The sequence below is a fragment of the Streptomyces sp. NPDC001492 genome (genome assembly GCF_053597275.1).
Map to the genome: position 1 here is coordinate 21,933 of NZ_JBSFHW010000001.1, position 23,661 is coordinate 45,593.

At 67.3% G+C, this 23,661-nt stretch carries 27 protein-coding genes and 4 pseudogenes; 10 read left to right on the forward strand and 21 right to left on the reverse strand.

Annotated features, from left to right (window positions below):
- Nucleotides 1–5: 5 nt before the first annotated feature.
- The 3 genes from ACWC1K_RS00130 to ACWC1K_RS00140 form a co-directional block, all read right to left on the reverse strand.
- Nucleotides 6–1,124 (reverse strand): acyltransferase family protein, encoded by a 1,119-nt coding sequence (locus tag ACWC1K_RS00130; RefSeq protein ID WP_450827391.1) that lies wholly within the window; start codon nt 1,122–1,124, stop codon nt 6–8.
- Between the two features lie 152 nt (nt 1,125–1,276).
- On the reverse strand, nt 1,277–2,458 hold the full coding sequence (locus ACWC1K_RS00135; protein ID WP_450827393.1) for a cytochrome P450 family protein: 1,182 nt from the start codon (nt 2,456–2,458) through the stop codon (nt 1,277–1,279).
- Nucleotides 2,459–2,501: 43 nt separating this feature from the next.
- On the reverse strand, nt 2,502–3,347 hold the full coding sequence (locus ACWC1K_RS00140) for a patatin-like phospholipase family protein (RefSeq protein WP_450827395.1): 846 nt from the start codon (nt 3,345–3,347) through the stop codon (nt 2,502–2,504).
- Nucleotides 3,348–3,493: 146 nt separating this feature from the next.
- Here ACWC1K_RS00140 and ACWC1K_RS00145 point away from each other — a divergent pair, with 146 nt between their 5' ends.
- Both ACWC1K_RS00145 and ACWC1K_RS00150 read left to right on the forward strand, forming a co-directional pair.
- Nucleotides 3,494–4,180, forward strand: a complete 687-nt coding sequence (locus ACWC1K_RS00145; RefSeq protein ID WP_450827397.1) for a TetR/AcrR family transcriptional regulator — start codon at nt 3,494–3,496, stop codon at nt 4,178–4,180.
- Nucleotides 4,181–4,241: 61 nt separating this feature from the next.
- Nucleotides 4,242–4,913 carry a DUF4328 domain-containing protein gene (locus tag ACWC1K_RS00150; RefSeq protein WP_450827399.1) on the forward strand — a complete coding sequence of 224 codons (672 nt, stop codon included), beginning with the start codon at nt 4,242–4,244 and terminating at the stop codon, nt 4,911–4,913.
- A gap of 71 nt (nt 4,914–4,984) precedes the next feature.
- On the opposite strand, the gene ACWC1K_RS00155 is transcribed toward ACWC1K_RS00150, so the two are convergent.
- Nucleotides 4,985–5,833, reverse strand: coding sequence for an SCO2400 family protein (locus ACWC1K_RS00155; RefSeq protein WP_450827401.1), 849 nt, complete (start codon nt 5,831–5,833; stop codon nt 4,985–4,987).
- Nucleotides 5,834–6,131: 298 nt separating this feature from the next.
- Nucleotides 6,132–7,190, reverse strand: a pseudogene (locus tag ACWC1K_RS00160) (chitinase); the annotation flags it as partial.
- 139 nt (nt 7,191–7,329) lie between these two features.
- Between ACWC1K_RS00160 and ACWC1K_RS00165 the strand changes: the two are divergent.
- Entirely contained in the window at nt 7,330–7,695 is a 366-nt protein-coding gene (locus ACWC1K_RS00165; RefSeq protein WP_450827403.1) for a nuclear transport factor 2 family protein, read from the forward strand.
- A gap of 26 nt (nt 7,696–7,721) precedes the next feature.
- Here ACWC1K_RS00165 and ACWC1K_RS00170 read toward each other — a convergent pair whose 3' ends face one another.
- The 8 genes from ACWC1K_RS00170 to ACWC1K_RS00205 all read right to left on the reverse strand — a co-directional run bounded on the left by ACWC1K_RS00170 (nt 7,722) and on the right by ACWC1K_RS00205 (nt 11,774).
- Entirely contained in the window at nt 7,722–8,189 is a 468-nt protein-coding gene (locus tag ACWC1K_RS00170) for a hypothetical protein (protein ID WP_450827405.1), read from the reverse strand.
- Nucleotides 8,190–8,283: 94 nt separating this feature from the next.
- A complete protein-coding gene (locus ACWC1K_RS00175; RefSeq protein WP_450827407.1) occupies nt 8,284–8,508 on the reverse strand; it encodes a DUF397 domain-containing protein in 225 nt (74 codons plus the stop codon).
- A 242-nt stretch (nt 8,509–8,750) separates the two neighbouring features.
- On the reverse strand, nt 8,751–8,936 hold the full coding sequence (locus ACWC1K_RS00180) for a hypothetical protein (protein WP_450827408.1): 186 nt from the start codon (nt 8,934–8,936) through the stop codon (nt 8,751–8,753).
- 93 nt (nt 8,937–9,029) lie between these two features.
- A complete protein-coding gene (locus ACWC1K_RS00185; protein ID WP_450828056.1) occupies nt 9,030–9,881 on the reverse strand; it encodes a helix-turn-helix domain-containing protein in 852 nt (283 codons plus the stop codon).
- Nucleotides 9,882–9,887: 6 nt separating this feature from the next.
- Nucleotides 9,888–10,346 carry a DUF6879 family protein gene (locus tag ACWC1K_RS00190; RefSeq protein ID WP_450828058.1) on the reverse strand — a complete coding sequence of 153 codons (459 nt, stop codon included), beginning with the start codon at nt 10,344–10,346 and terminating at the stop codon, nt 9,888–9,890.
- Nucleotides 10,347–10,389: 43 nt separating this feature from the next.
- Nucleotides 10,390–10,617 (reverse strand): hypothetical protein, encoded by a 228-nt coding sequence (locus tag ACWC1K_RS00195; protein WP_450827409.1) that lies wholly within the window; start codon nt 10,615–10,617, stop codon nt 10,390–10,392.
- A gap of 106 nt (nt 10,618–10,723) precedes the next feature.
- Nucleotides 10,724–10,906 carry a DUF397 domain-containing protein gene (locus ACWC1K_RS00200; RefSeq protein WP_450827411.1) on the reverse strand — a complete coding sequence of 61 codons (183 nt, stop codon included), beginning with the start codon at nt 10,904–10,906 and terminating at the stop codon, nt 10,724–10,726.
- Nucleotides 10,907–10,919: 13 nt separating this feature from the next.
- Nucleotides 10,920–11,774: a helix-turn-helix domain-containing protein gene (locus ACWC1K_RS00205; protein ID WP_450827413.1), complete on the reverse strand. Its 855-nt coding sequence runs from the start codon at nt 11,772–11,774 to the stop codon at nt 10,920–10,922.
- Nucleotides 11,775–12,007: 233 nt separating this feature from the next.
- On the opposite strand from ACWC1K_RS00205, the gene ACWC1K_RS00210 reads away from it, so the two are divergent.
- Entirely contained in the window at nt 12,008–12,451 is a 444-nt protein-coding gene (locus tag ACWC1K_RS00210; protein ID WP_450827415.1) for an ATP-binding protein, read from the forward strand.
- A gap of 95 nt (nt 12,452–12,546) precedes the next feature.
- Here ACWC1K_RS00210 and ACWC1K_RS00215 read toward each other — a convergent pair whose 3' ends face one another.
- A complete protein-coding gene (locus ACWC1K_RS00215) occupies nt 12,547–12,894 on the reverse strand; it encodes a hypothetical protein (RefSeq protein ID WP_450827417.1) in 348 nt (115 codons plus the stop codon).
- A gap of 577 nt (nt 12,895–13,471) precedes the next feature.
- On the opposite strand from ACWC1K_RS00215, the gene ACWC1K_RS00220 reads away from it, so the two are divergent.
- The gene (locus tag ACWC1K_RS00220) at nt 13,472–14,407 is read left to right on the forward strand and encodes a PIN domain-containing protein (protein WP_450827419.1); all 936 of its coding nucleotides are present in this window, start codon (nt 13,472–13,474) and stop codon (nt 14,405–14,407) included.
- A gap of 851 nt (nt 14,408–15,258) precedes the next feature.
- Nucleotides 15,259–15,594 (forward strand): annotated as a pseudogene (locus tag ACWC1K_RS00225) (ankyrin repeat domain-containing protein).
- Here ACWC1K_RS00225 and ACWC1K_RS00230 read toward each other — a convergent pair.
- Nucleotides 15,566–16,365 (reverse strand): IS5 family transposase gene (locus tag ACWC1K_RS00230; RefSeq protein WP_450828060.1). Its coding sequence is split into 2 segments (ribosomal slippage): nt 15,566–16,026 and nt 16,026–16,365, totalling 801 coding nucleotides; the frame shifts between segments, so codons are not numbered across the junction. The pseudogene ACWC1K_RS00225 and the gene ACWC1K_RS00230 sit on opposite strands and share 29 nt — an antisense overlap.
- 18 nt (nt 16,366–16,383) lie before the next feature.
- Nucleotides 16,384–16,851, reverse strand: a complete 468-nt coding sequence (locus tag ACWC1K_RS00235) for a hypothetical protein (protein ID WP_450827421.1) — start codon at nt 16,849–16,851, stop codon at nt 16,384–16,386.
- A 73-nt stretch (nt 16,852–16,924) separates the two neighbouring features.
- On the opposite strand from ACWC1K_RS00235, the pseudogene ACWC1K_RS00240 reads away from it, so the two are divergent.
- Together ACWC1K_RS00240 and ACWC1K_RS00245 are read left to right on the forward strand one after the other, a co-directional pair.
- Nucleotides 16,925–17,379, forward strand: a pseudogene (locus ACWC1K_RS00240) (tyrosine-type recombinase/integrase); the annotation flags it as partial.
- 118 nt (nt 17,380–17,497) lie between these two features.
- Nucleotides 17,498–18,148: a DUF6000 family protein gene (locus ACWC1K_RS00245; RefSeq protein WP_450827423.1), complete on the forward strand. Its 651-nt coding sequence runs from the start codon at nt 17,498–17,500 to the stop codon at nt 18,146–18,148.
- Between the two features lie 26 nt (nt 18,149–18,174).
- Here ACWC1K_RS00245 and ACWC1K_RS00250 read toward each other — a convergent pair.
- The 3 genes and pseudogenes from ACWC1K_RS00250 to ACWC1K_RS00260 all read right to left on the reverse strand — a co-directional run.
- Nucleotides 18,175–18,430, reverse strand: a pseudogene (locus ACWC1K_RS00250) (helix-turn-helix domain-containing protein); the annotation flags it as partial.
- 158 nt (nt 18,431–18,588) lie between these two features.
- Complete coding sequence (locus tag ACWC1K_RS00255) at nt 18,589–19,359, reverse strand: transposase family protein (protein WP_450827425.1); 771 nt, start codon at nt 19,357–19,359, stop codon at nt 18,589–18,591.
- A 137-nt stretch (nt 19,360–19,496) separates the two neighbouring features.
- Entirely contained in the window at nt 19,497–19,823 is a 327-nt protein-coding gene (locus ACWC1K_RS00260) for a hypothetical protein (protein WP_450828062.1), read from the reverse strand.
- A gap of 153 nt (nt 19,824–19,976) precedes the next feature.
- On the opposite strand from ACWC1K_RS00260, the gene ACWC1K_RS00265 reads away from it, so the two are divergent.
- Nucleotides 19,977–20,321 (forward strand): hypothetical protein, encoded by a 345-nt coding sequence (locus ACWC1K_RS00265; RefSeq protein ID WP_450827427.1) that lies wholly within the window; start codon nt 19,977–19,979, stop codon nt 20,319–20,321.
- 97 nt (nt 20,322–20,418) lie between these two features.
- Here ACWC1K_RS00265 and ACWC1K_RS00270 read toward each other — a convergent pair whose 3' ends face one another.
- The gene (locus ACWC1K_RS00270) at nt 20,419–20,850 is read right to left on the reverse strand and encodes a hypothetical protein (RefSeq protein WP_450827428.1); all 432 of its coding nucleotides are present in this window, start codon (nt 20,848–20,850) and stop codon (nt 20,419–20,421) included.
- A gap of 165 nt (nt 20,851–21,015) precedes the next feature.
- Between ACWC1K_RS00270 and ACWC1K_RS00275 the strand changes: the two genes are divergently transcribed.
- Nucleotides 21,016–22,152: a sugar ABC transporter substrate-binding protein gene (locus ACWC1K_RS00275; protein WP_450827430.1), complete on the forward strand. Its 1,137-nt coding sequence runs from the start codon at nt 21,016–21,018 to the stop codon at nt 22,150–22,152.
- 51 nt (nt 22,153–22,203) lie between these two features.
- On the opposite strand, the gene ACWC1K_RS00280 is transcribed toward ACWC1K_RS00275, so the two are convergent.
- Nucleotides 22,204–23,661 (reverse strand): DEAD/DEAH box helicase, encoded by a 1,458-nt coding sequence (locus ACWC1K_RS00280; RefSeq protein ID WP_450827432.1) that lies wholly within the window; start codon nt 23,659–23,661, stop codon nt 22,204–22,206.

Here is a 23,661-nt window from a genome sequence, read left to right on the forward strand (position 1 = left end):
CTCGGTCACTCGGCCCGCCGGCTCCGCTTCCGCTTGAAGGGCATCTCGAAGAACTCCGCGAACACCCATGCCGACAGCACCGAGGCAGGCAGCCCCAGAGCCACCGTGAAACAGAACGTGGGCAGTCCCGCCGACACATGGTCCGGGGCGATTTTCCGCACCACGACCATGACGATCGGCAGATGGATGAGATAGAGGCTGTACGAGAAGTTGCCGAGACCGCGCATGGGCCGGGTGGCGAGGAGCCGCAGCAGAAAGGCGGGGCGTCCGGTGGCGATCCCCGCGAGGAACATCGCCATGGCGGGGGCGACGGCGAGATCCACCCAGAAGTAGTGGTGCACCGTCCAGACCGATCCCTTCACGGCCACGAGTGCCATGACCGGAATCACCGCCGAGGCGGCCAGCCAGTGCCAGGGCAACCGCCGGACCTTCTCTCGCGCGACAACGACTCCCGCGCCGACCAGACCGGCGACGAACACGGGCACGAGATTCGGGGCCAGCCAGTTGTCCCCTTCCACCGGGGACCCGCCTGCCGCCACCAGGCCGCGTGCGACCACCAGCAGTGTCACACCGCTGACCAGGGCCACCGCCCCCAGCCGCCGCCGGACGAAGAGCAGCAGCGGGAAGAGGAGATAGAGCTCCACCTCCACGGCGATCGACCAGAACGCACCGTTCGGCGTACGGGCCGTGAACATGTCCTGGAGCACCAGGCCGTACACGGCGACGGTCCGGTAATCCGGCGGCCCGTGGTGCGAGGCACGCACCACGAAATGGGCGACTGCCACGCTCAGTACGAGCGCTGCCCAGTACGGCGGAAGGATCCGCCAGGCACGCCGCCGCAGAAACCGGGCCACGCCACCTTGCTGCCAGCCCTTCCGCGCGGGCGAAAGCGCCAGCGAGAACCCGGACAGCACGAGAAAGAAGACGACGGCGAGCCGCCCGTACATCAGCCAGCCCAGCCAGAACGGACCCGAATTCCGGGGAAACCCCGGAAAGGCGAGCAACCAGCAATGAAAAAGAACCACGTACAGTGCGGCCAGCCCACGAAGCCCGTCGAGCCCCGGCACATGGCTGCCTGCGTCTACTTCCCCCGTACCGTCCAACGGCCGTACCAGGACGGCCACATCAGTACTCCTGCTGTCGGGACGGATCGAATCCAATAAAATTGTTCGGCCCTTCCTTTCGGCGCCGTGATCCTCTCGTGGGCGCGGGACGGCTCCACACAGTGACTCGTACGTTGCGCGGAGCCAGGAAGTTCAGCTCGGCTTCCCGCTCCTCATCGGCCGAAGGAAACCGGCAGCCCGGTCAGCCCTCGCAGCAGCGTGCCGCTCCGCCACTCCAGTTGCGCCGGGTCGGTGGCGAAGGCCATCTCCCGGCGCTCCCGTACGAGCAGCCGCAGGGCGATGGCAGCCTCCGCTCGGGCCAGTGGGGCGCCGAGGCAGTGGTGCAGGCCGTGGCCGAAGCCCAGGTGGCCCCGCGGCCGGCGGGTGATGTCGAAGTGGTCGGGGGCGGGGAAGTGGAGGGGGTCGCGGGAGGCTGCTGCGAGGGAGACCTGGACGGCGTCGCCGGCCGCGATACGGGTGCCCGCGAGGTCCAGGGGCTCGGCCGCGAAGCGGAATGCCGTTGCGTGGACGGGGGAGTTGTAGCGCAGCGACTCCTCCACGGCGGCGGGGGTCAGGGACGGGTCCGAGTGCAGCAGAGCGAGCTGGGCCGGATGGGCGAGCAGAGCGTGCACCGTCCCCGAGATCAGGTCGACCGTCGTCTCGTGGCCCGCGACCAGGAGCAGGAAGGCCATGCCGAGGAGTTCCTCGGTGTCGAGGCCGGACGCGGCGGCGGTGAGGTCGCTCAGCAGGGTGTCGTCCGGGGCGGTGGTTTTCCGGGCGGTCAGGTCGGTGAGGTAGGCGGTCAGTTCGGTGCTCGCCGTGGCCGCCGCCTCCGGGGACGTCGGCATGACCAGTTCGTTCGACCAGGTGTGGAAGACGGTGCGGTCGGCCGCCGGGACGCCCAGCAGGTCGCAGATCACTGTGACGGGCAGTGGCAGGGCGTACTGGCTCACCAGGTCGGCAGTTCCCTGCTGGGGCAGTCCGGCGAGCAGTTCGGCTGCAATCGTCTCGATCCCCGGCCGTAGCGCGGCGATCCGGCCGGGTGTGAAGTGCCCCGCCACCAGCCCGCGCAGGCGGGTGTGCTCGGGCGGGTCGCTCTGGAGCATGTTGCGGCCGGGGGCGTGGCCGCCGTCGGTGCGCCAGGAGGAGGAGTGCCGGATGTCGTTGCGCAGACGCGGGTCGGTGAGCGCCGCGCGGGCCGCGTCCCGCGTCACGACCAGCCAGCACTCCCCGCTGCCCGGGACCAGGACACGGTGTACGGGGCCCTTGGCGCGGAGCGTTGCGTAGACGGGATACGGATCGGTCGCCAAGTCGTGCCCGTCAGGGGCCAGTTGCTGCAGGGTGAGGGTGGTCATGACACAGGCCCTGAAGGGAGGTGATGCCTCTCCTGAGTGCCGGTCACGCCTGCCACACCTCCGCCACCGACTCCGCCAGCGCCGTCGCCTGGGCATGTCCCGCGCGGGCCGTGTCAGGCACGCGCGAGTTCGCGGTCATGTTCCGGCCCATCGCCCGGCGCGCGTCGCGGTCCGGACACAGGAGCGATACGGCGGCTCCGCCGGCGGTGAGTTCGGCTGCCTGTTGCTGTGCGCTCGGGTGGGGGCCGACCGCGTTCGGGATCGGCACGACGGCGAGCACCCGACGGTATCCGCGGGCCAGTTGGAGGTTGGCCGTGGAGCGGGTGCCGCCGTCGATCCAGTGGCGGCCGGCCAGTGCGACGGGCGGCAGGACCAGCGGGACGGCGCAACTGGCGGCCACCGCGTCGACGAGCCCCACCTTCGCGTCCGCGTCGAACGCCGTCACATCCCCGCTCTCCGCGTCGACCGCGGTGATCCGCAACACCCGCGCGGGCCAGTCCGTCGCTCCGCACAGCCACTCCCGTACGGCATGGAGTACCTCGGCCGCGGGTGGGGTGCGGGCGGCGAGGGCGGCGCGGCCCAGGCGCCGTATCGAGCGCTCGGGGTCCCGGGAGCCCAGGGCGGCCCAGAGGAAGCGGAGGGTCTGGGCGGCGGTGACGTCGAGGTCGATGCGGTCGGCGCCGGACAGCTGGCGCTCGTACAGCTCGCGCGGGGGCTGACCCCAGAGCAGCCGGGAGCCGTGGATCGCGCCGGCCGAGGTGCCGATCACCACGTCGGCCCGGTCGAGGTCGATGCCCGCGTCCGTGAGGCCGGCGAGCACCCCCGTCATCCACGCGGCGCCGACGGGACCTCCGCCGCCGAGTACCAGTGCCGTGCCGCTTGCGCTCACCACGTCCCCCTCGGGCAGTGCTGAGCGGTCCCGCCCTCCCCCGTGGAGCGGGACCGCTCCTTGAAGTGGGGAGTACTCCCCGTTTCTCTGTTCGACGATAGCATGAGTACCGGGGAGCGCTCCCCGCTTCTTCCCGGAGGATGACGATGGCCATCGGCGCAGGCGATGCAGCCGCCCCGCGGCGGCGCGACGCGCGGCGCAACCGGGAGCTTCTGGTGGAGGCGGCCCATGAGGTGTTCACCGAGCAGGGGCTGCAGGCGCCGCTGGACGTGATCGCCCGCCGGGCGGGGGTCGGCAATGCGACGCTCTACCGGCACTTCCCCACCCGGGCCGCCCTCATCGACGCCGTCTTCCGCGACCAGCTCGGCGAGACGGTCGCCGCGGGCGAGCTGGCCCGGAGGGCCCCCGACGCCTGGACCGGCCTCGACACCTACCTCCGGGCCGTCTTCCACACCCTGGCCGCCGACCGCGGCACCAACGACCTCATGACCACCCACGTCCAGGGCATCGAGGCACTGGACGACGTGCACGCACACAACCGGGAGACGCTGGAACTGCTGCTGGCGCGCGGGCGTGCGGAGGGTGCGATCCGCGCGGATGTCACCACGGAGGACGTCCTGTTCGCGCTGGCCGCGCTGGGGCGCGCCGTCCCGGCCCTGACCGCCGCGACCGCACCGGACACCTGGCGCCGCCCCCTGGCCCTGCTCCTCGACAGCTTGCGCCCGGCGCCGAAGTCCCTCCCGGACGCCGCCCTCACGTCCTCCCAGCTCGCCGACGTGCTACGGGAATTGGGGCCGCACCGTGCGCCGGCGCGGCAAGTGCGGGATGAGTGAAGTACCGGTGCCAGGCATGTCGATGTAGCGGTAGTCGTCCCCCGTCGGCGAGGATGCCCCGGTGAACGACCACATAGCACCCCCCACAGCTGCTCCCGCCCCCGCTCTGCAACCGGTCCGTGCGGCAGGCCTCGTCGCCAGTGCCGCCCTCGCCCTCGCCGGCCTCGGCTGGGCGGTGCGGGCCGTGTGGCAGGTCCGGCTCGCTACGGCGGGGGAGCCCGCCTCTGGGCCGCCGGACCAGGGCGACGGGGTGCACCGTCCGCTGACCTCGCTGGAGGACTCGTACCACCTCGTCAGCAACGTGTCCGGCGTCGCGGCGGCGGTCTGCGCGATCGCGTTCATCGTGTGGATGGGCCGCATCCGGGACAACGGACGCGAGCTGTCCGGGACCAGGCCGCGCTACTCCGGGCTGTGGGTGTTCTTCGGCTGGGTGGTGCCCGTCGTCAACCTGTGGTTCCCCCGCGGCATCATCGCGGACGCCTACCGTGCCGGCGCCCCCGGTGAGCGGCTGCCCCTCTCCCTGAACGTGTGGTGGGGCCTGTGGCTGATCGGCATGCTCAGCGGAGTCGGCCTCATGTCCGAGAATTCCACCGACGAGATCATCGCGCGCGCCTACACGGACGTGTGGCAGCTCCTGGCGTCCGACGCGGCGGTCGTGGGCGCGGCCGTGGCCGCCGTCTTCGTCGTCCGCGCCGTCACTGCCGTACAGGAGCGGCATCTGAACCGGCCGTAGGGCAAAGGCAGTGGGAAACCAGTTGACCCTGGCCGGTCACGGCCAGGGTCAACGTGCGAGCGAGGGTCAGGTCAGCTGACGCACAGCAGACCGAGGACGCAGATCCCCGACGGGGAGGTCGCCGAGGACGAGTTGTCCGACTGGGACGTTCCCGAGGTGCTGGTGGAGGACCCCGAGGTTCCGGAGGATCCGGACGTGCTCGACGTTCCCGAACCCGTGCCGCCCGTGGGCGTCGCGGAGGGGGTCTGGGTGGTCGTCGTCGTGCCGCCGGTGACGGGTGGCTTGTCGACCGAGGGGGTGTTGACGGTGGCCACGGAGCCCTGCTGGGCGGGCTTCGTCGCCGGCGTCGAGTGCGCGGCGGGCGTGTACGGCTGCGTCCGCGCCGAATCCGTGTGGGACGCGGTGGCTCCGGAGTGCTGCTGAGCCTTGCCGCTCGTGGTGGAGTGGTCGGCCGTGGTGTCGGACTTGCGGTGCTTGCCCGTGCCGGCCGGCGGGAGCTGGGCGTTCTGGTCCGCGGACCCGTCCTCCGAGCCCATGCTCGACAGGTCCGTCGCCGTCGACGCCTCGGCGCGGTGGCCGGAACCGCGGTCCATCGAGGCGAGGGTCAGGCCGCCGCCGACGAGCGCCACGGCGGTCGCGACCACGGCCTTGCGCTGGTTCTTCTTCCAGCGGGCCCGCTGCCTGCGCCGGGCGGCCCGCCCCTCCGACAGGGGTATCGCGGCTTCGGCGCCGCCCTCGGCGTCACCGTATGCGTCGGTCTCCGGGGTCTCTTCCACCTCCGGCCACATCGCCGTCGCGGCGGGCGCCGGGACGGCGTGGCCGTGGGAGGTCACCGGTGCGATGTCGGGGGCGTAGGCACCGCAACCGGGGCACACCAGGGCGCCGTTGAGGTGCCGACGGCATGAGGAGCAGTAATCCATCCGCTGTCTTCCTGACCCTTCGCATGGGAGATGCACCGGAGATGCATGGGAGATCGAACGGGCTGCAACGGTAACGAGGGTTTCGAAAGACTGTGTGAGGTCTGTGTGCTTCTCCTGCGCGGATTCTCTGCACGCCTGGCACATTCCGGTCGAATGGCCAGGTCAGCGCTGGAATTTCCCTGTGACGTGCGAGTCCGTGGCACTGATCACAGTCGCGAGGAGCACGGCGGCCGCGCCGCCCACGACGGACGGAGGTGAGGGCGCGGCTCCCGTGCTGAGCCTGCGTCTCCTACCAGCGCGTGAACCGCTCGAATGCGTGGCTGAAGTACCAGGTGTCCTGCGCGATCCCGGAGCAGGAGTTGGAGCCGGCGGTGCCCACACACCCGCCGTTGTCCCGCTGAAGCGCCCAGAAGGAGAGGGTGTTGATGCCCTTGGCCTCGGCCCACTGCTCGACCTTCACCGCGTCCTGGGTGGTGAAGGTCTCCTGGGGCCCGAAGTCGTCGATGCCGGGCATCTCGGTGACACCGACCATGTGCCAGAGCCTGGCCAGGCTCTTCTTGGGGTAAAGCGCGGCGAGTTGGCCGACGAGTCCGGCACCGGCGGTCTCGGTGTCGGCGGCCATGTCATGCGTGGCGCCGTCCCAGTAGTCGAACGTCATGATGTTGACGACGTCCACGCGCGCGTGGTTGTCGACGGCGTTCTTGAGGAGGGCCACGCCGTTCGGCGCGAGCCCGGTGGTGGTCGTGGGCAGGGTGTACGAGAACTGCACGCGCCGCCCGGTGCGTTCGGCCCACCGCTGCACCTGGGCGATGGCCTTGTTGCGGCGGTCGATCCCCGCCGAGTTGTTGATGGAGTCCGCCTCGATGTCGAGGTCGATGCGCGAGACGCCGTACGTCGTCACCAGGCTCTCGTAGACCTTGGCGATGGCATCGACGCTGGTGCAGCTGTCGGCGAGTTCGGTGCCGGTGGTGTCGGCTCCGTAGCCGCCGAAGGAGGGGACGACGTTGCCGCCGCGGGCCTGGATGGCCGCGATGTCGGCGCCGAAGGCCGCCTTCGAGACGGGCTGGGTGGTGTCGCCGTTCCAGTACGCGGTGCACGAACCGGCGGCATCCGTCTGCAGGAAGGCCATGGTCAGGTACTTGTTGCCGGAGGCGGCTGCGAGTTGGGCCGGGCTCTCCCCGGTCCACGCCTCGAAGTACGGCGCGGCGACATGAGCGGGCATGGGCGCAACGGGCAGCGAGGGCGCGGCATCCGCTCCGAACGCCCCGCCTCCCCCGAGCGCGACAAGACCGGCCGACAGGCCGGTCACGGTGATGCAGGACAGCAACGCACGAAGAGCAGGACGCGGTCGTCTCATTGACGCTCCCAGGGGATGGCGGAGAGGAAGAGGGGAGGGGTGTGGGGGCGAACAGACGACCATATTTGGACTAGACCAATTGCCTGTCAAGGTTCTTTACAGTTACCTGACCCTTCTGGGGCCTCCGTAGGATGCGTGCATGGCGGACGGGAACGAACGGGCAGTCCAGGCGGCCGTCGCTGGAGAGCTGCGGCTTCTCGACCCTGAGGTGCGCGCTTGTCCGGCTCTCGTCTCGGAGCTTCTGGATCCGGAGTTCAGAGAGATCGGAGCGTCCGGTCGCCGGTGGGACGCGGAGTCGATCCTCACGGTGACCAGCGCGGGAACCGTGTCCCCGGCCGCCCCGGTCAAGGTGAGCAAGCTGTCAGGGACCGTCCTGGCTCCGGGGATCGTGCACCTGACGTACTTCGCCGACAACCAGGGCCGCCGCGTGTGGCGAAGCTCCTTGTGGCGCCTGACGGAGACGGGCTGGCGCATGTACTTCCACCAAGGCACTCCGGCCGGCTGAGGGGAAGCCGCCGACAGCTGTCCTCGTCATACGAGAGGACAGGGCAGGGTGGGCGTCGAGCGGTTCGGGGAACAGGTCACCACGGCCAGGTGCAGATACGAGGGCCTTTCGAGGTAGAAGCCGTACGAGACGTCCCCTCCCGCATCGAGCCGTTCAACGGCTGACTCCACCAGCGTGAAGAGTCGGGCGGCGCTCCGGTCGTACGCGCAGACGAACCGATGCGCGTACTCGGCGAGCCGCTTCCCGATCCAGGAGGCCGCGTCCTTGGCCTCGTCCCAAGTGCCCCGAACCAACGAGCGCGGCTTGATCAGCCAGTACGCAGTCTCCAGCGGCGGCAGATCCACGGTGGGGAACTCGGCTGCCACTTCCCGGTAGCGCTGGGCGAGCTCCGGCTTGCTTCCGGCCGGGGGTGGGTCGGGGTGGGGAGGCCGCCGCAGGGCTTCCTGATCGAAGCGGTCTTTCGGCCCGGTCCACAGATAGCCGTGGTGGTGCATATGTCGTTCCCCGTTCGGCGTCGGCAATCGGTGGCTGAGCAGGGCCCAGCCCAAAGGGAGCTATGGGGTGAGCTGGGCCCTGCTGGGGGGAGAGTCAGACACTTAGGCCGAAGCGCGTCGGGTCAATCCCGGCCGCCGTGAGCTCCGCCGACGTGAAGCGCAGCGGCTCCAGCTCCGGCCGCTTGCTGTCGCCCAGAGCCCAGGCGTCCTCTCCGATGCGGGCGAGCACGACGCACCCTTCGGTGCAAGGGCCTCCGCAGGCCTGGACGAAGTCCACCGCGTTGATGTCGAGCGCGTACAGGTCGGTACCGTTCTGCATCAGCGTGCCTCCTGATCGTCTTCACGGCCGTGCGCAGGCCGCCAACCGCCCCTGAGCGGGCGGAAGTCTGTGAGGGAGAGGGAGAACAAGAGAGAGGGGCCCGATGCTGGGGCTATGACCCGGGCTTCCGCGGGGCCGGCGTCAGGCTTGCTCGGGAATTCCCGATGCGGCCAACGCTTCCCGCAGTGAGGTGGTCGCAGTGTCCGCCTGACTGGGGCTGTCCCTCCACGTCTGCATTTCCATCAGTGCGCCCCGGCCTGGTGTACGCGGAGTTCCACGTTGCGGTCGGATACGGCGCTGTAGTCACCGCTGGAGCGGGCGTTCTGCCTGGCGACCACGAGGGAGAGACACGTTGTACAGCCAGGTACGGCGGAGAGCTCGGTGGGCAGCTCGGCCAGTCTGTAATCCTGCGGCTTCTGCGTCTCCATGTGTCGCCTCCACGACTGCGCGGTCCTCGATGCAACGAAGCTACGAAGCCCGCGAGTTACCGATCTATGGACTTGCACAATCTTGCGCAGCGATCACCCGATGGCGTCGATGGCGGCGGTGACGAGCGACCTGGCCTGCGACCCGTACACGGCGATGGCGGACAACTCGGCGAACGTCCTCGCGTACTCCGCGATCTCGCCGGGTTGGGTGACAGTCAGGTGCGCGGAGACGAGTTCGACGTTGACCTGCGCGTCGTCGTACATCGTGAACGACTCGACGGGCCACCCCGCACCGCGCGGTGTACCGAGAGGGATGACCCCCAGGCTGACCGACGGGAGCGACGCGACCGAGATCAGGTGGCCCAGCGCTCCGGCCATGGTGCGGCTGTCGCCAATGACCGTGCGCAGTACCCATTCCTCGACGAGCATGGCGAACCGGTGGTCGCCCGCGTGCAAGATGCGCTGCCGGTCCATGCGGACGGACACAGCGTCTTCGACGTCGTCGGGTACGTCCCGGAGGTGGGCGACCGTACTCAGTACGGCGCGGGTGTACGCGGCCGACTGCAGCAGACCAGGAATGACCCAGGACTGGTAGACGCGAAAGCGGCGGGTGCGTTCGAAGAGCGGTGCAACAGATTGTTGGACACGTCGCAGACCCGCCCGCTCCATGCGCCGCCACTGGACGTACGCGCCCTCTATACCGCGTGCGGTAGCGATCAGGTCAGCGGTTTGGTCCTCGGCGGCGCAGAGCATTGTGTACGTCCGAATGTCCGCATCGGACGGGGGTGTACGCCCGTTCTCCAGACGCGAGCACTTCGACTCGTGCCAGTCGGCACGCCTGGCCAGTTCCCGTGCCGTGAGGCCGGAGTCCTTGCGGATCTCGCGAAGACGCCGGCCGAGGGCCTGTCGTGCCTGCTGGACACTGGAGGAAGTCACGCTGGAGATTGTGGATCAGGTCGGCCGGTAGTCCGCGTGCGGCACTGCCATGGCCCAGACCGCTTCGAAGGCATCAGCACACAGTTTTACGACGGCTGGATCATCGGTGAACTCCTCGTCTTCCGGAGCGAGTTCGCCATCACCGGCAAAGTGATGGAACACGACCGAGCTGCCATCGAAGAGCCAGAAGTCGTTGCCGGGCAGGGCCAGCGCGGACGCCCGACGGCGAGGCAGCCAGCGAACCTGCTCACCTGCATCCACGGTGGGTCCGGTCAGGTGGTGCTCGAACCGGATGTACTCCGACACAGGCTCTGACACGATCCGGGCCCTGCGCACTTCAATACCCTGGCCCACGAGATCGGTGATGAGCCGCAGCCACGGCCGACGCTCCGGGTCCCGCTCTGCGGGATCGTCACGGACGCCGTTCTGCCAGGCTGCGAACCGAGGGTCGGAGCGCATGTATTCGTCGCGCATCTCCAGATGGACGGCGGAGCGGGTGCAGCGCCGCAGCCGTTCCTCAAGAGTCGGTACCGCCACGGCTCTTCACCTCCGGGAAGAACTGCACCATGCGCTTCGGGATCTCGACCACGTCCTCGTGTCCCGGAAGGTCGAGCTGCGAACGCCGGGCCTCGTCAACCACCTTCCAACCCTGTACCAGGTAGGTGCCCTTCTCGTCGTCGAGGTAGAGCGTGGGTGACTTACCCTCCGGGCTCTCGGGATCCTGACCAAGTTTGATCAGAGCCATCGCTGTCTCCCTTGTCGTTGGGCCTCTGTGCTCGATCTTGTGCCCAACTCCGAGCGCCGACCAGGAACTTGCAGGAACTTGCACACCGATTGCTTACTGCTCGTGCTCAGTGCCTGGTGTCCGATGCGTGTGCGAGGAATGCTGCCCAAGGGGCCGGCGGGAAGACGAGATGAGGGCTGGCGGGGGACTTGGAGTCGCGGATGTGGACGGCGGTGGGGGTGGTGGCTATTTCGACGCAGTTCGAGCCGTCGCCGCTGTAGGTGGACTTCTGCCAATGGAGGGTCTGCACGGTTGAAATTCCTTCACAGGTCTTGGAGGCGATGGTGGATGAAGTCGCGCGTCTTGGCGGGGCTCAGTGCGCAGGACTCCATGCGGTCCAGTACGGCGCGGTATTTGCTCAACTGCGCCTCGGCATCCAGGAATTCGCAGGCGCCGTGATGTGAGTCCAGCTGGACCGTGTCGAGCTGCGGGACGGGGCCCTCGAGGTAGTCGAATGACTGGCCAGTGGTCGGGAAGTGGTCCGTGCCGAAGGGGATCACCCGGATGGTGACCTGAGGCAGCTCGCTCATGTCCAGCAAATGCTTCAGCTGGCCGCGGGCCACGACCGGACCGCCGAAGTCCATGCGCAGGGCCGCTTCGTGAATGATCGCCGTGTACGGGGGCGGAGCCGACCGGTGCAGGACGCCTTGCCGCTTCATGCGGTGTGTGAGGCGGTGCTCGATCTCGTACTGGCGCATCGGTGGCACCACTGCCCGGAAGAGAGCGCGGGCTTGATCGGTGGTCTGGAGCAGCGCCGGGATGTGGATCAGGAGCGCCACACGGAGTCCGGAGGCGTGATGCTCCAGCTCAGCCAGGTCGACCAGGGCGACCGGTACGTGGTCGCGGTACTCCTCCCACCAGCCGCGGGTGCGTCGACCCGTCATCGCGGCGAGAGCGTCGATGAGTCCCTCGTCGTTGCAGTCATAGACGCCCGCCATAGCGCGGAGCCGATCGGCACTGATGGGCGTACGGCCGGTCTCGATCATGCTGACACGCGCTTGGTTGACGCCGAGCAGTTCGGCAGCACCGGTGGCCGTGAGCCCCGCCCGCTCGCGGAGTTTGCGCAGTTCTGCCCCCAGCCTTCGCTGCCGGTGCGTGGGGCTGCTGGTCGGCGGCACGGCATCTCCTTCCTGGCCTCGACGCGGTGTTGCGCTCACTCACACGGGTGAAGCCTGGATGCTTTCAGTGTATTCGGTTAGATGTATCTAACTATCTGCTCTACGGTGATCAGGTACCGCCCAACTTCCGTTACTCGTAAGTCGGAAGCGCACCAAGCCAGGCAATGCCACCGCCGAGCATGGCAGTTGAGCGATCTCGCACCACCCTTCCTGCGAGGCTCCCGGAGGTCTCCATGCGCACCGTATCCCTGCCCAACACCTGGACGTACGCCCTCCGCATCCCCCACGACCCGCGCGCGGCACGGGTCGCACGTATGACCGTACGGTCAGTACTCGACAGTCACGGCCGACCCGAAGTCCTTGAGTCCGTCGAGCTCTTGATCTCGGAGATGGTGACGAACGCCTACCTGCACACCGATGGCCCCGCATCCCTCCGCCTGACCGCGCTCCCCGATGGCCGGCTCCGCGCCGGGGTCTGGGACAGCCACCCCCGAATTCCCGCTCCCTTCGGGCGACCGCCCCATGACCAGGTCCCCATCGCTCGGCCGGATGCCGAAGGCGGACGTGGCCTGCACCTCGTACAGGAATACGCCGACTGCTGGGGCGGCGTACCTTTCGGCGACGGCCCGTCCGACCGTCACGTCGGGAAGCTGTTGTGGTTCGAGGTGGGTGGGTGAGTGAGCCCTGGATCCAGGGCTCAGCCTCGAACTCTTCGCCTTCGCAATAGGGGGCCGCGGCGAGAAGGTGGGGTGGGGCGTAGGCCTCGTTGGCCTCAGTGGCCTTCACCGTGGTTCCCCGCTGTTTCCCGCTCTATCTGGTGCGCTTGTGGTGCGGTGGTCGCGCCCTCGCTCGGCGCTCTCGATGCGTCGGCCTGGCCGTACAAGTTGGTGCGGAGACGCTCTTTGGCTGCTTCGAGCCGTGGTGCGTAGTCCGACATGAAGGTCTCGCTCAGCGTCTTGTCCAGCGTTCCGGAGATCGCGTAAATCGGTGACCAGACGGCTCCGTCGTGCACAATCCCTTCGAGGTCGTCGGACTGGAACATCACTTGGTAGAGCCAGTCCGACAGCACAAACGCCTGATCGCGTGTGAGCCTGATGGTGATCGCTTCGTCGTCCACCATCTCGACCTAGTCGCCTCGACGGCGGCGTCTCGGGTCCAAGCGCTGGCGGCGACCAACACGCTTTCCAACTGTCCGCGCGCCTCTACGGGGGCGTTCGTGGGGGTTCACGGGGCAGGTCAGATGGGGTGTGCGTACGCGTGTGAACGGCGGCGGCCGTCGGCGCGCTGGGCAAAGGAGCAGGACAACGCAGGTACTTGCTGGCGTAGCTGCGTGTACGCACCGGTGCGGAGCGACGGCCGCGTGCGGTGGGTGGACTGACCAGGGATCTCGTCGCTCATCGCCAACTCGCCGTACTGCTCGCGGCCCGTGAGCCCTGAAGGCCACGTGGGATCAGACCCGCGCGATCAGTGTCGTTCCCGGTCCGAAGCGCTCCCACGGACGGCGCCTCCACTGCCGCGCCGTCATGCATTCCGGTGACCTCTGAGAGGCGACTTCCCACGACAGTTGGATCGGTGCGACCTTAGGGGCCCGCTCGTCGGTTGGTCCAGTTCTTGGCTTTCTACTCGTGGAACGTAGCGAGCATCTATGCTGATCAACGCGATTCAGACGTCATCAGCACAGGGATTGGTCGGGGGAAATGGAAACTAACTCTACCTTTCTGGTCGGCTTCGAAGGCCTGTGGCGGCGACCGCAATCCGATTACAGGCGGGCCATCCAGACTTACACCATTGCCATCGACACCAACGTGCTGCTGGACCTGTATCGATTCACTCCGAAGGCCCGGCGAGAATTGCTGGATGTCCTACGTAAGGTTCAGGACAGGCTATGGGTTCCACATCAGGTGGCGAAGGAATATTTCTCCCGTCGGGTAGACGCACTCAAAGATCAGATTGACCTTTACGACGCAGTCCCGCGAGAACTTCAGACGTTGCACGACAGGGCCATTACGCAAGTCAATACATTCTCGCGCCGGTGCTCCCTCCCAGAAAAAGACAAGAAAGCGCTAATTGAACCGCTCCAAAAAGCGCTCAGTGCCGTCACTGGGGAGATTGAACGTCATCGAAATGCTTTGGACCTGACGCTCGCCAAAGTAGCTTCAAACGACCCCGTTCTTGAAGACTTGGCGCAGATCCTGAACAATCGCACAGGTCCGCCATTTTCGCTGGAGGGCGAAAAGAAGCTACTGGAATCCTACTCCGAGCGAGCAGCAGCCAGAGTGCCGCCCGGATATAAGGACTCCGGAAAAACCGATAACCCACACGGTGACTTCTTTGTGTGGGAGCAAATGATTCGCAATAGCTCCCAGGGAAATGCTCCCACACTGTTTATCACCAGCGACGTCAAAGAGGATTGGTTCCATAGGGCGGCAGGTGTCATCGTTGGTGCAAGGCCTGAGCTGATAGTAGAAATGCGGGAGCGGGCACAGGCGGACTTCATGATTATTCAACTCAGCGCCTTCCTTAGGGAGGCCAAGGAAGCTCTTGGTGCAGAGATCAGCGAGGCGACCTACGAAGCGGCAAAGAACGCAGCGCTAGAACCGAGTGCTAAAGAGTTGTTCCCCCCTTTTCCATGAGTCGCGACCTGCACAGTGCCGTGGTGCGCCATTTGAAGGGAGAAGTTGACCAGGCGATGCAGGAACTGCGTATCGCAGAGTCGGAAGATTCCGGAAAGCCGCATAGTATCGATCATGCAGTCAAATCCCGAACAATCTCACAGAAAAGGGTCGCAGTCGACGCCAGCCTCGCGCGTCTCGAACTATTCGAGTCGTTCCCGGCTACTCGTATGCGGAATGGCCTAGTCGCCATCCGTGTGCAGGACAGGGAAGCCCGAAAGATGGTTGATCGACTACTGAGAGAAGTAGACGGCAGACCAGAGGCCCCGCTTGACTCGGAATACGCGCAAACCGAGAAGGGGTCGACTGCTTGGGTTAGCCGACTCGAAAACTCACTGGCGCCACACGTCGACCACCTGTCTGTCAGATCTGTTAGCCCAGATTCAGTTACTTTCCACGTGGACGATATTTCAGATACGGAATCTATTCGCGGGATCGCAAAGTCCTTCGACGTCGACATTCACCTATTCGCCAAGAATGGTTTGATGTTCACAGCTTGGGCTCGCCGTTAACTCGCATCACCACGTGAGATCCATGCGTTCAACCGCTTACGCCGGTACGCACCGTCTGCGCGGAGGGCACCCGCCAGAGACGGGACACGACACCGCCACCAGGGGCCACCCAGGGGCGCCGGAAGAGATCGCAAAGAGGCTGTCGTTTCCAGTCGGTGAGAAGGTGCTGGCGCGGCGCCGCCTCTACTTCAAGGTGCAGACCCGGCGCGAGACGAAGAACACTAAGACGTCATCTCAATTGGTGGCTGATGGTGCAGAAAGTCGCTGGCAGGCGTGTTGTGGGGACGGTTGAATGTCGGGGTGAGCGACTACTGGACACCCGCACATCAAGCGGTCGAGCAGGAGGATGCTGAGACCCTGGCTAGGTTGCTGGCCGCCGGCTCCGATCCCGACGAGGTCTTCAGCAACATGACACTGCTGACGCACGCAATCGATGCCTAGGGTGATGGCTCCCTGCAGAGCGGGCAGCCGTTGACCGTGCACACCACGGCCGTGCTGCTGGCCTTCGGGGCTGATCCTGAGCTCGCAGACCCGGACGGCCGCACCCCTTTGGACATGGCCAATCGCTACGGCCACGACCTGGCCGTGAAACTGTTGCAGGCTCACATCAGCAGACGAGCCGCCGGTAACAGATGAGGGTGCAGGCGATGCTGGTGAAGGCGAGGAAGTGCTCAGCCTTGCGCTCATAGCGACGATGGAGGCGGCGACAGCCGGCGAGCCACGACATGGTGCGCTCGATGATCCAGCGGTGGCGGCCCAGACGCTGCGAGGTCTCGATCCCCTTGCGGGCGATGCGGTGCTTGATACCACGTCCTCGTAACCATCGCCGCAGGTGACAGTAGTCGTAGCCCTTGTCTGCGTGGAGCTTGTCCGGCCTGCGTCGCCGCCGTCCGCGGCGGGAGCGGATCGGTGGTATGCCCTTCACCAGGGGGATCAATGCCTGGCTGTCGTGCAAGTTCGCCCCCGAGATTCCGACGGACAGGGGCAGACCCGTCCGCTCGGTGATCAAATGGATCTTCGATCCGTACTTGCCCCGGTCAACAGGATTCGGGCCCGTCAGGTCCCCCTTTTCAAGGCCCGCATGTTCACCGAGTCGATCGCACAGCGGGACCAGTCCAACTCGCCGCGCGAGCCGAGCTCGTCGAGGACCAGGCGATGGAGCTTGGCCCACACCCTGGCCTTCGTCCACTCGGAAAAACGGCGGTGAGCCGTCGCCCCCGACGGACCGAACGACGCGGCTGGCAACTGCTGCCACGTGCAGCCCGAGGTCGCCACGAACACGATCGCGGCCAGCACCTCACGGTCGCCATGCCGGCGGCGCCCACCGCCCTGAGGCCGCGAAGGCGCCTCCGGCACCACTCTCTGAAACAGCTCCCACAGCTCATCCGGCACCAGCCGCTCGACAATCCCCACGACCTGTTGCGCCTACGACTTGCTGGAGCATGTGGTCTCGGTCCAGGTCGCCTGGAGGTCACGGCAGACAACGGTGAGGGTGCCGTCCCAGCAGGCGATCTCGTGGCTGCAGCCGTCCCTGCGCGGCAGGATCTCGTCGAGAATCACAGCCCCGAGGTCCGTTTCTGGGCCCTCGCCGACGGGATCGATGACGAAGCTGGACACCCCTACGTAGCGGATCAGCAGGTCTTGGTCGTGCTTCCAGCAGTTGTGTTGGAACTCGACCTCCGTCTCCTCACCGCCGGCACCCCGGACAGCTCGAAGCGTCAGATCCTTCACACAGCGCCGACTGCGGAAGTCGTAGTGGTCCGTGTCCGTGGCGAAAGCCCGGGCGCCCGGCGGCAGATCACCGGAGATCGAGGGCAGGTGGCTCAGGTAGCGAGCCGGGTTCAAGACCCCTGACAGGTCGCCGACCTGCGCATCGAGATTGATGTACTCCATCGACCTTCGCCTCCCGCTCATGGCTTCCCGCTGGCCGACGAATCGTCGCACAGACTCGCCAAATGAGATGACGTCTAAGCCCCGGGCCGGCCGCCGCGCCGTGCCCCTCCCCGGTCCGCTGGTGGCCATGCTCCGGGCCCATGCCGAGACCCAAGAACGGGAGCGCAAGGTGGCCGGCGACCTGTGGACCGAGTCGGACTACGTGTTCACCAAGCCCCTGGGCGGCCCGCTGAGCCCGAACACGGACACGGACTATCACCCCTGGAAGCGGCTGCTGGAAGATGCAGGAGTTCGGGAGGCCGGCTGCACGACGCCCGGCACACGGCCGCTACCGTTCTCATGCTGCTCGGTGTCTCCGCCCGCGTCATCGACCAGATCATGGGTTGGGAGCGGGGCGCCCCCGAGAGCATGCGGGCCCGGTACCTCCACGTGCCGGACGCCATGCTCAAGGACGTGGCCCGGAAGATCGCCGATGCCATCTGGGGAATCCCGGAGACATTCGCTGTGGACAAAAACCAGGACAACGACGTCTGTCCGCGAACGGCGCTGAATGAGACGGAAACTGAGACGGATGGGCAGGCGGCACTGAGGCGCTCGACCTGCCAGATTGCCGGTCTGACAGCTTCGTCCGTACGAGGATGCTGGCATGCGCCGCGCAGACGAAGAGCAAGAGCCGCTCAAGTTGATCCGCCGCTACGTCACGCCCGACCGGCGGTACCTCAAACTCGGCGGCAGCCTTCTCGGGATGAGCGGACGCGACCGAACCAAGTTCCTCCTGAAGCTGGGGCAGGCTGCCGGTGAGATCAGCCCTCGCGAACTGGACACGCTGCTCGACCGAGGATGGCGCGAGCGCAAGACGGCAGCCTGGCTCGTCGCCGTGGCCGGCAGAACCGAGTTCCGGGATCGCCTTGGCGAACTCCTGCTCGCTAGTGAGGGGCCTTACGCGGGGCAGGCTTACTGTGTCGCTCTGGCATCCTTCGGCACCTCTGCCGACGCCGACCTCCTGGTCGCGTACCTCGACCGCTACCTGCTGCGCCCCGACCTCTACTACGACCAGACAGCCGCCCTCGGCGCGCTCCTGTTCCTCGACGCCAAGCTCGGTGCTGACTACGCGCTCCGGTTCCTCGCGCCTGACGGACTCTGGCAGCAGTGGATCGACGGGCCGCCCAGTAAGGACCGCGAGGTACCCGACAGCTACCGAGACTTCATCGGCACGCTCTGCGCTTTCGCTGATGAGGCTGCCAAGCACTGCCCCGACAGGCTGACACGCTGGAACGGCAGGCACTGGATGACGTAGTCGAGGAACTGGATCGCGGTGGCCTAATTGAGCGTCGGGTAGATCCGCAGCACCCGCAGCCTGGTGCAGTCGTCGATCGCGGTGAACTGGAAGTACTTGGCGCAGGCCTTCGACGCCCTCGGCCTGGTAGTGGCCGTACCAGGAGTAGTACGCCTGCCGGCTGATCCCGAAGTACCGGCAGGACATCGCAACGTTCCCGGAGACCTCTTCGACGTGGCCTATGACGGCCAGGCGCCGCTTGGCCGCACGGTCAAGCGGCGGGGTGATGTTGGACTTGGGCATATGGATCTCCGTAGTGATCGGAGACCCAGGTGTCAACGATGATCGTCAGTTTTAGAATGTGCGGTATTCGGCTCTTTTCGCGCTCAGCGCCCGGCTTGTCTTTCAACCTGCTATCTCTGCTGCGCCCTTCAGTCGGAGCGTGGTGTACTGAGCCGTTTTCAACCTTGGTTTGAGCAGGTCAGGTGGAGGGTGAGGACGGCCTGAACAAGGCTGGTGATGCGGGTGGTGCCGCACCGCAGCTTGCGTAGGAGTCTCCAGGTCTTGAGCGTGGCCATGGCCTGCTCGCCCAGTGCCCGGATTTTGGCATGGGCGCGGTTGACCGCCTGCTGGCCTGCGGAGAGCTTCTCCCAGCGACCGCGGTAGGGCACGCGGACGGTTCCCCCGGCTCCTTGGTATCCCTTGTCGGCCCAGCAGTGGATGCCGGCCGCGGCCAGGGAGTCGAGAATGTCGTGTTCGCGGACCGCGCGAAGGTCGTGAACGGCTCCGGGCAGCGCGGGTGAGGCCCACAGCAGTCTTCCTGCCGGGCCGGCCAGGACTTGGACGTTCATGCCGTGTTTCTTGTGTTTGCCGGAATAGAAGGGCTGGTCGGCGGCGATGCGGTCGATCGGCAGGAGGGTTCCGTCCAGGATCACGAAGGCTTTGCGGGAGGCGGCGCGTACCGCTTCGGCGAGGTCGGGAGCGAGGGCGGCCAGCAGTTCGACGGCCTCGCTCACGTACCGGTAGACGGTGCTGAGGCTGATGTCGAACCCGGTGGCCAGCTGGGCGTAGGTGTGTCCGCATCGCAGGTGGGCCAGGACCAGCAGGGCCTGCCGTGCCGTTCCCAGTCGGCGCCACCGTGTTCCGCGTGCCCGGCGCAGGGCTGTCAGCTTCCCGGCCAGGAACCGCAGGGCTGAACTGGACAGATCGAGTCCTGATGGGTAGACAAGCACGCGAAGCTCCGGGTGGACAGGTTGATCTTGGTCGACAACTCGTCTACCAGGAGCTTTACTTCGTCACGCACGCGGTGCCCCGCTGCCGGGCGACCTGAACCGCCCTGGACAAGGGGGCGGAGACTCCGCACCAGTGCTCAGGGGGCAGGCAGTGGGAGCGCCACCCGCCGCCCGAGACCGAACTCCTCGGCCTCGTCGTTGCTGACGACCGCAACGGCTCCAGCAGGGATCCCAGGCAGCGTGGCCACGCGGGACGCCACCATCAGAAGATCCCCCTCACCGGCTCCGGTGACGAAGAAGACGTAGACGTTCCCGTCTTCCTCTCCCTCGTCGAAGACTTCCACGTCACCTCGGTCTTCGAGATCGGACAGGAAGCCCTCGACCTCCTCGATCCAGGGAAACGGGTAGGAGCCGTCTGGCAGGCCGGGCGTCGGCAGCAACGGCACGTGGATCTCAACAACCATGGTGGGCACGAAGACATCCTGCCCCCAGAGCCTCCGCCCGGCTCAACCAGGGGCGAGCCTCGCCAGCAGCCCGCTGAGGTTGAAAAGGGCTCACTGATCGGCTGTCTGGCTGGGTTCATGGGGCGGCGTACGACAGAACGCTGGGGAGCAAGCATGTGGGACGGTCCCTTTTACCGGGTCAGGCGCGACGGTTACGAGATCTGCTTCGTGCCCGGTGAGGGAGAGGACCTCGACGAGGTCTGCAACGTGGACATGTGGGTCACCCGCGATGACGGCGAACGTTGGTCCGGAACCGTGTTCACCCTCGATGAGGTTCACCGGCTCATGGATCACCGCCGGCAGGCAGGCGAACCAGAAGGCGACTACTGGTGGTGCTGGGACGGCCTCATCGTTCGCGAGGCGGGTCTGCCGGCGATGGTCAAGGTCATCGACGGGCTCGTCGCCGCAGGCGAGTACGAGGCAGTCCTACGCCACATTGGACCCGAAGAGGACGTTTGATCTCGTACCACAGTCCGGTGGTCGATCTCTCCGGCGTCCAGGGAACTGCCGCTGCCGGGTCCGCCGGGAATTCGGTCGTGTCCCTTGTGCCGGCTCTTCAGACCTGGCCGTAATGGGTCGCCGGATCGATCAACTGGATCTCGGGTTCCGCCTCGGCGGCAGCGCGGGATGTGCGGATGTGCCGGATGCGGTCGATGTGGGCCATGCTCGCTGTGTCGTTCCACTTGGCGTCCCCGATGGCCAGGAGCGGGGGTCTGCCGGCGTCGGCGATGCCGATCACCGCCACGTCGACCTCATGGCAGATACGGGCCTTGGGGTCGTGGACCACGCCGTGCCCGACGAGGGCCGGCAGACCGCCCGGGAGTACCGGGTCCGCGTGGTGGAGAGCCCAGTCGCGGCAGACCTGTTCGAAATGAGGTCCCAGGACTTTGCTGACGAAGCGTCGGCGGCCGGCCTGCCAGGCCCGTGCCGCACTGCCGGGGGCGTTCGAGCCGGCCCCAGACCGGGCGCATGAAGCGCGGGTACCCACGCCTGCCCGCCGTGCGGAGAGGTCAATACACGCACCGGATGAGGAGATTCCGTAGGAAGTTGAAGGGATGACAACCGGATGTCTTGACGTGGTCTCCACGGACCCGTTGGCTTCTTGCTCACCCGGTGGTCCGCTCCTCCACTGCCCGGAAGGCACCTGCAAGTGATGGCTCACACCCCCCGCAGAACCGGCGTACGTCGTTTCGCCGTCGTCCCCGTGCTCGCCTCCGCCTCGGCGCTCCTGCTCTCCTCGTGCGGTGTCATCGACGGCGTCAGCGGGAGCAGCAGTTCCGCGAGTCCCAGGAAGGGCGACGACATCACGGTGGGGCTGTTGCTGCCCGACACGGACACCGCGCGGTTCGAGAAGTTCGACTACCCCCTCATCAAGGAGCGGGTCGCCTCCCTCACGCAGGACAAGGGCAAGGTCCGCTACGCCAACGCCGGTGCGAGCGTGGGCAAGCAGAGCAGGCAGTTCGGGGAGATGATCGACGCCAAGGTCGACGTCATTCTGGTGGACGCCGTGGATGCCAAGGCCATCGCGCCGGATGTGCAGAAGGCCAAGGACGCCGGGATTCCGGTGATCGCCTACGACCGGCTCGCCCAGGGGCCGATCGACGCCTACATCTCGCACGACAACGAACTCGTCGGCGAGGTGCAGGGCCGTGCCATCACCGACGAGCTCGGCGAGAAGGCCGCCTCCAGCAAGGTCGTCATGATGAACGGCGACCCCGGCGACCCGAACACGGCCCGCTTCAAGGAGGGCGCGCTCAGCGAGCTGAAGGGCCGGGTGAACATCGTCAAGTCGTACGACACCGACAAGTGGCTGCCCTCGGTCGCCAAGGCGAACATGCAGAAGGCCATCCAGTCCGTCGGGCTCGGCAACATAGCCGCGGTCTACTCGGCCAACGACGGCATGGCGGGCGCCGTCATCGACGCGCTGAAGGCGGCGGGTGCCACCAAGATGCCGCTGGTCACCGGGCAGGACGCCAACCTGGACGCGGTGCAGCGGATCGTCGCCGGCGAGCAGACGATGACGGTGTACAAGTCGTTCCTGCTGGAGGCGACCAACGCCGCGGAGATGGCGGTGGACAAGGTGCAGGGCAAGAACCTCGAGTTCGACGCGCTGACCCAGGACTCGGTCGACAGCCCCACCCAGAAGGCGATCCCGGCGATGCTCGTCCCCGTGGTCGCCCTCACGAAGAACAACATCAAGTCCACGGTGATCAAGGACGGCGTCTACACCGTCAAGGACATCTGCACCGCGAAGTACGCGGCGGACTGTGCGGCCATCGGCCTGAAGTAGTCCTCACCGCCACACCGCCCGGGACGCGACCTCGCGTCCCGGGCCTCGGTGTCAGCGACCGTTTCCCTTGCCGCCGCCGGCACCGTTGCCGCCCCTGGCCGGGGACCGGCGGCGCCCCTGCTGGCCCGGGCGGCCGCGCCGTGCCCGCGGGGCGGAACCCGCCGTACGCGCCGGGCGGCTCTCGGGAGCGGGCGGCGGGGTGAGGACCACGGGCACGCCCGACGGGGCCTGGGCGCCGGTGATGCGGCTCAGTTCCGCCTCGCCGGAGCGGACGCGGGTGGTCCGCGGGGTGATGCCGGCGTCGGCCATCAGACGGGACACCTCGCGGCGCTGGTGGGGCAGGACCAGGGTGACGACGGTGCCGGACTCGCCGGCGCGTGCCGTACGGCCGCCCCGGTGCAGATAGTCCTTGTGGTCGCCGGGCGGGTCGACGTTGACGACGAGGTCGAGGTTGTCGACGTGGATGCCGCGGGCCGCCACGTTCGTGGCCACCAGCACGCTGACCTGTCCGTCCTTGAACTGGGACAGGGTCCGGGTGCGCTGGTTCTGCGACTTGCCGCCGTGCAGCGCCGCCGCGCGCACCCCGACGGCCAGCAGCTTCTTGGCGAGCCGGTCCGCCGCGTGCTTGGTGTCCAGGAACATGATCACCCGCCCGTCGCGGGCGGCGATCTCGGTCGTGGTCGCGTGCTTGTCCTCGTCCTCCACGTGCAGCACGTGATGGTCCATCGTGGTGACGGCGCCCGCGGACGGATCCACGGAGTGCACGACGGGATCGTGCAGGTAGGTGCGGACCAGGCGGTCCACGTTGCGGTCCAGCGTCGCCGAGAACAGCAGTCGCTGACCGCCCGGGCGCACCTGGTCGAGGAGGGCGGTCACCTGCGGCATGAAGCCCATGTCGGCCATCTGGTCGGCCTCGTCCAGGACGGTGATGGCGACCTGGTCCAGACGGCAGTCGCCCCGGTCTATGAGGTCCTTGAGCCGGCCGGGTGTCGCGACGACGACCTCGGCCCCGGAGCGCAGGGCGCCCGCCTGGCGGCCGATCGACAGCCCGCCGACCACGGTGGCGAGCCGCAGCCGCAGCGCGCGGGCGTACGGCGTGAGCGCGTCGGTGACCTGCTGGGCCAGTTCCCTGGTGGGTACGAGGACGAGGGCCAGCGGCTGCCGGGGCTCGGCCCGCTGCCCCGCGGTCCTGGCCAGCAGGGCGAGCCCGAAGGCGAGCGTCTTGCCGGAGCCGGTGCGCCCGCGGCCCAGGACGTCCCGGCCGGCCAGGGAGTTCGGCAGCGTCGCGGCCTGGATCGGGAACGGGGCGGTGACGCCCTCGGCGCCGAGTGTGGCCAACAGGCGCCCGGGCATGTCGAGTTCGGCGAAGTCCTCGACGGGCGGAAGTGCCGGGGTCACCGTGACGGGCAGTGCGAACTCGCCGCCGGACACGGCGGGCCGGCTCCGGCCCGTACGGGAACGGGTGGGTCTCTTGGTCGTGCGAGTGTTCGTACGGGCGGTGCGGTTCAT

Coding starts and splice junctions, on each gene's coding strand:
- ACWC1K_RS00265 (WP_450827427.1), top strand. CDS start 19,977: ATGTGGGACGGTCCCTTTTACCGGGTCAGGCGCGACGGTTACGAGATC.
- ACWC1K_RS00135 (WP_450827393.1), bottom strand. CDS start 2,458: ATGACCACCCTCACCCTGCAGCAACTGGCCCCTGACGGGCACGACTTG.
- ACWC1K_RS00260 (WP_450828062.1), bottom strand. CDS start 19,823: ATGGTTGTTGAGATCCACGTGCCGTTGCTGCCGACGCCCGGCCTGCCA.
- ACWC1K_RS00245 (WP_450827423.1), top strand. CDS start 17,498: ATGCGCCGCGCAGACGAAGAGCAAGAGCCGCTCAAGTTGATCCGCCGC.
- ACWC1K_RS00190 (WP_450828058.1), bottom strand. CDS start 10,346: ATGCGCGACGAATACATGCGCTCCGACCCTCGGTTCGCAGCCTGGCAG.
- ACWC1K_RS00210 (WP_450827415.1), top strand. CDS start 12,008: ATGCGCACCGTATCCCTGCCCAACACCTGGACGTACGCCCTCCGCATC.
- ACWC1K_RS00165 (WP_450827403.1), top strand. CDS start 7,330: ATGGCGGACGGGAACGAACGGGCAGTCCAGGCGGCCGTCGCTGGAGAG.
- ACWC1K_RS00220 (WP_450827419.1), top strand. CDS start 13,472: ATGGAAACTAACTCTACCTTTCTGGTCGGCTTCGAAGGCCTGTGGCGG.
- ACWC1K_RS00235 (WP_450827421.1), bottom strand. CDS start 16,851: ATGGAGTACATCAATCTCGATGCGCAGGTCGGCGACCTGTCAGGGGTC.
- ACWC1K_RS00170 (WP_450827405.1), bottom strand. CDS start 8,189: ATGCACCACCACGGCTATCTGTGGACCGGGCCGAAAGACCGCTTCGAT.
- ACWC1K_RS00155 (WP_450827401.1), bottom strand. CDS start 5,833: ATGGATTACTGCTCCTCATGCCGTCGGCACCTCAACGGCGCCCTGGTG.
- ACWC1K_RS00195 (WP_450827409.1), bottom strand. CDS start 10,617: ATGGCTCTGATCAAACTTGGTCAGGATCCCGAGAGCCCGGAGGGTAAG.
- ACWC1K_RS00145 (WP_450827397.1), top strand. CDS start 3,494: ATGGCCATCGGCGCAGGCGATGCAGCCGCCCCGCGGCGGCGCGACGCG.
- ACWC1K_RS00175 (WP_450827407.1), bottom strand. CDS start 8,508: ATGCAGAACGGTACCGACCTGTACGCGCTCGACATCAACGCGGTGGAC.
- ACWC1K_RS00280 (WP_450827432.1), bottom strand. CDS start 23,661: ATGAACCGCACCGCCCGTACGAACACTCGCACGACCAAGAGACCCACC.
- ACWC1K_RS00275 (WP_450827430.1), top strand. CDS start 21,016: ATGGCTCACACCCCCCGCAGAACCGGCGTACGTCGTTTCGCCGTCGTC.
- ACWC1K_RS00215 (WP_450827417.1), bottom strand. CDS start 12,894: ATGGTGGACGACGAAGCGATCACCATCAGGCTCACACGCGATCAGGCG.
- ACWC1K_RS00180 (WP_450827408.1), bottom strand. CDS start 8,936: ATGGAGACGCAGAAGCCGCAGGATTACAGACTGGCCGAGCTGCCCACC.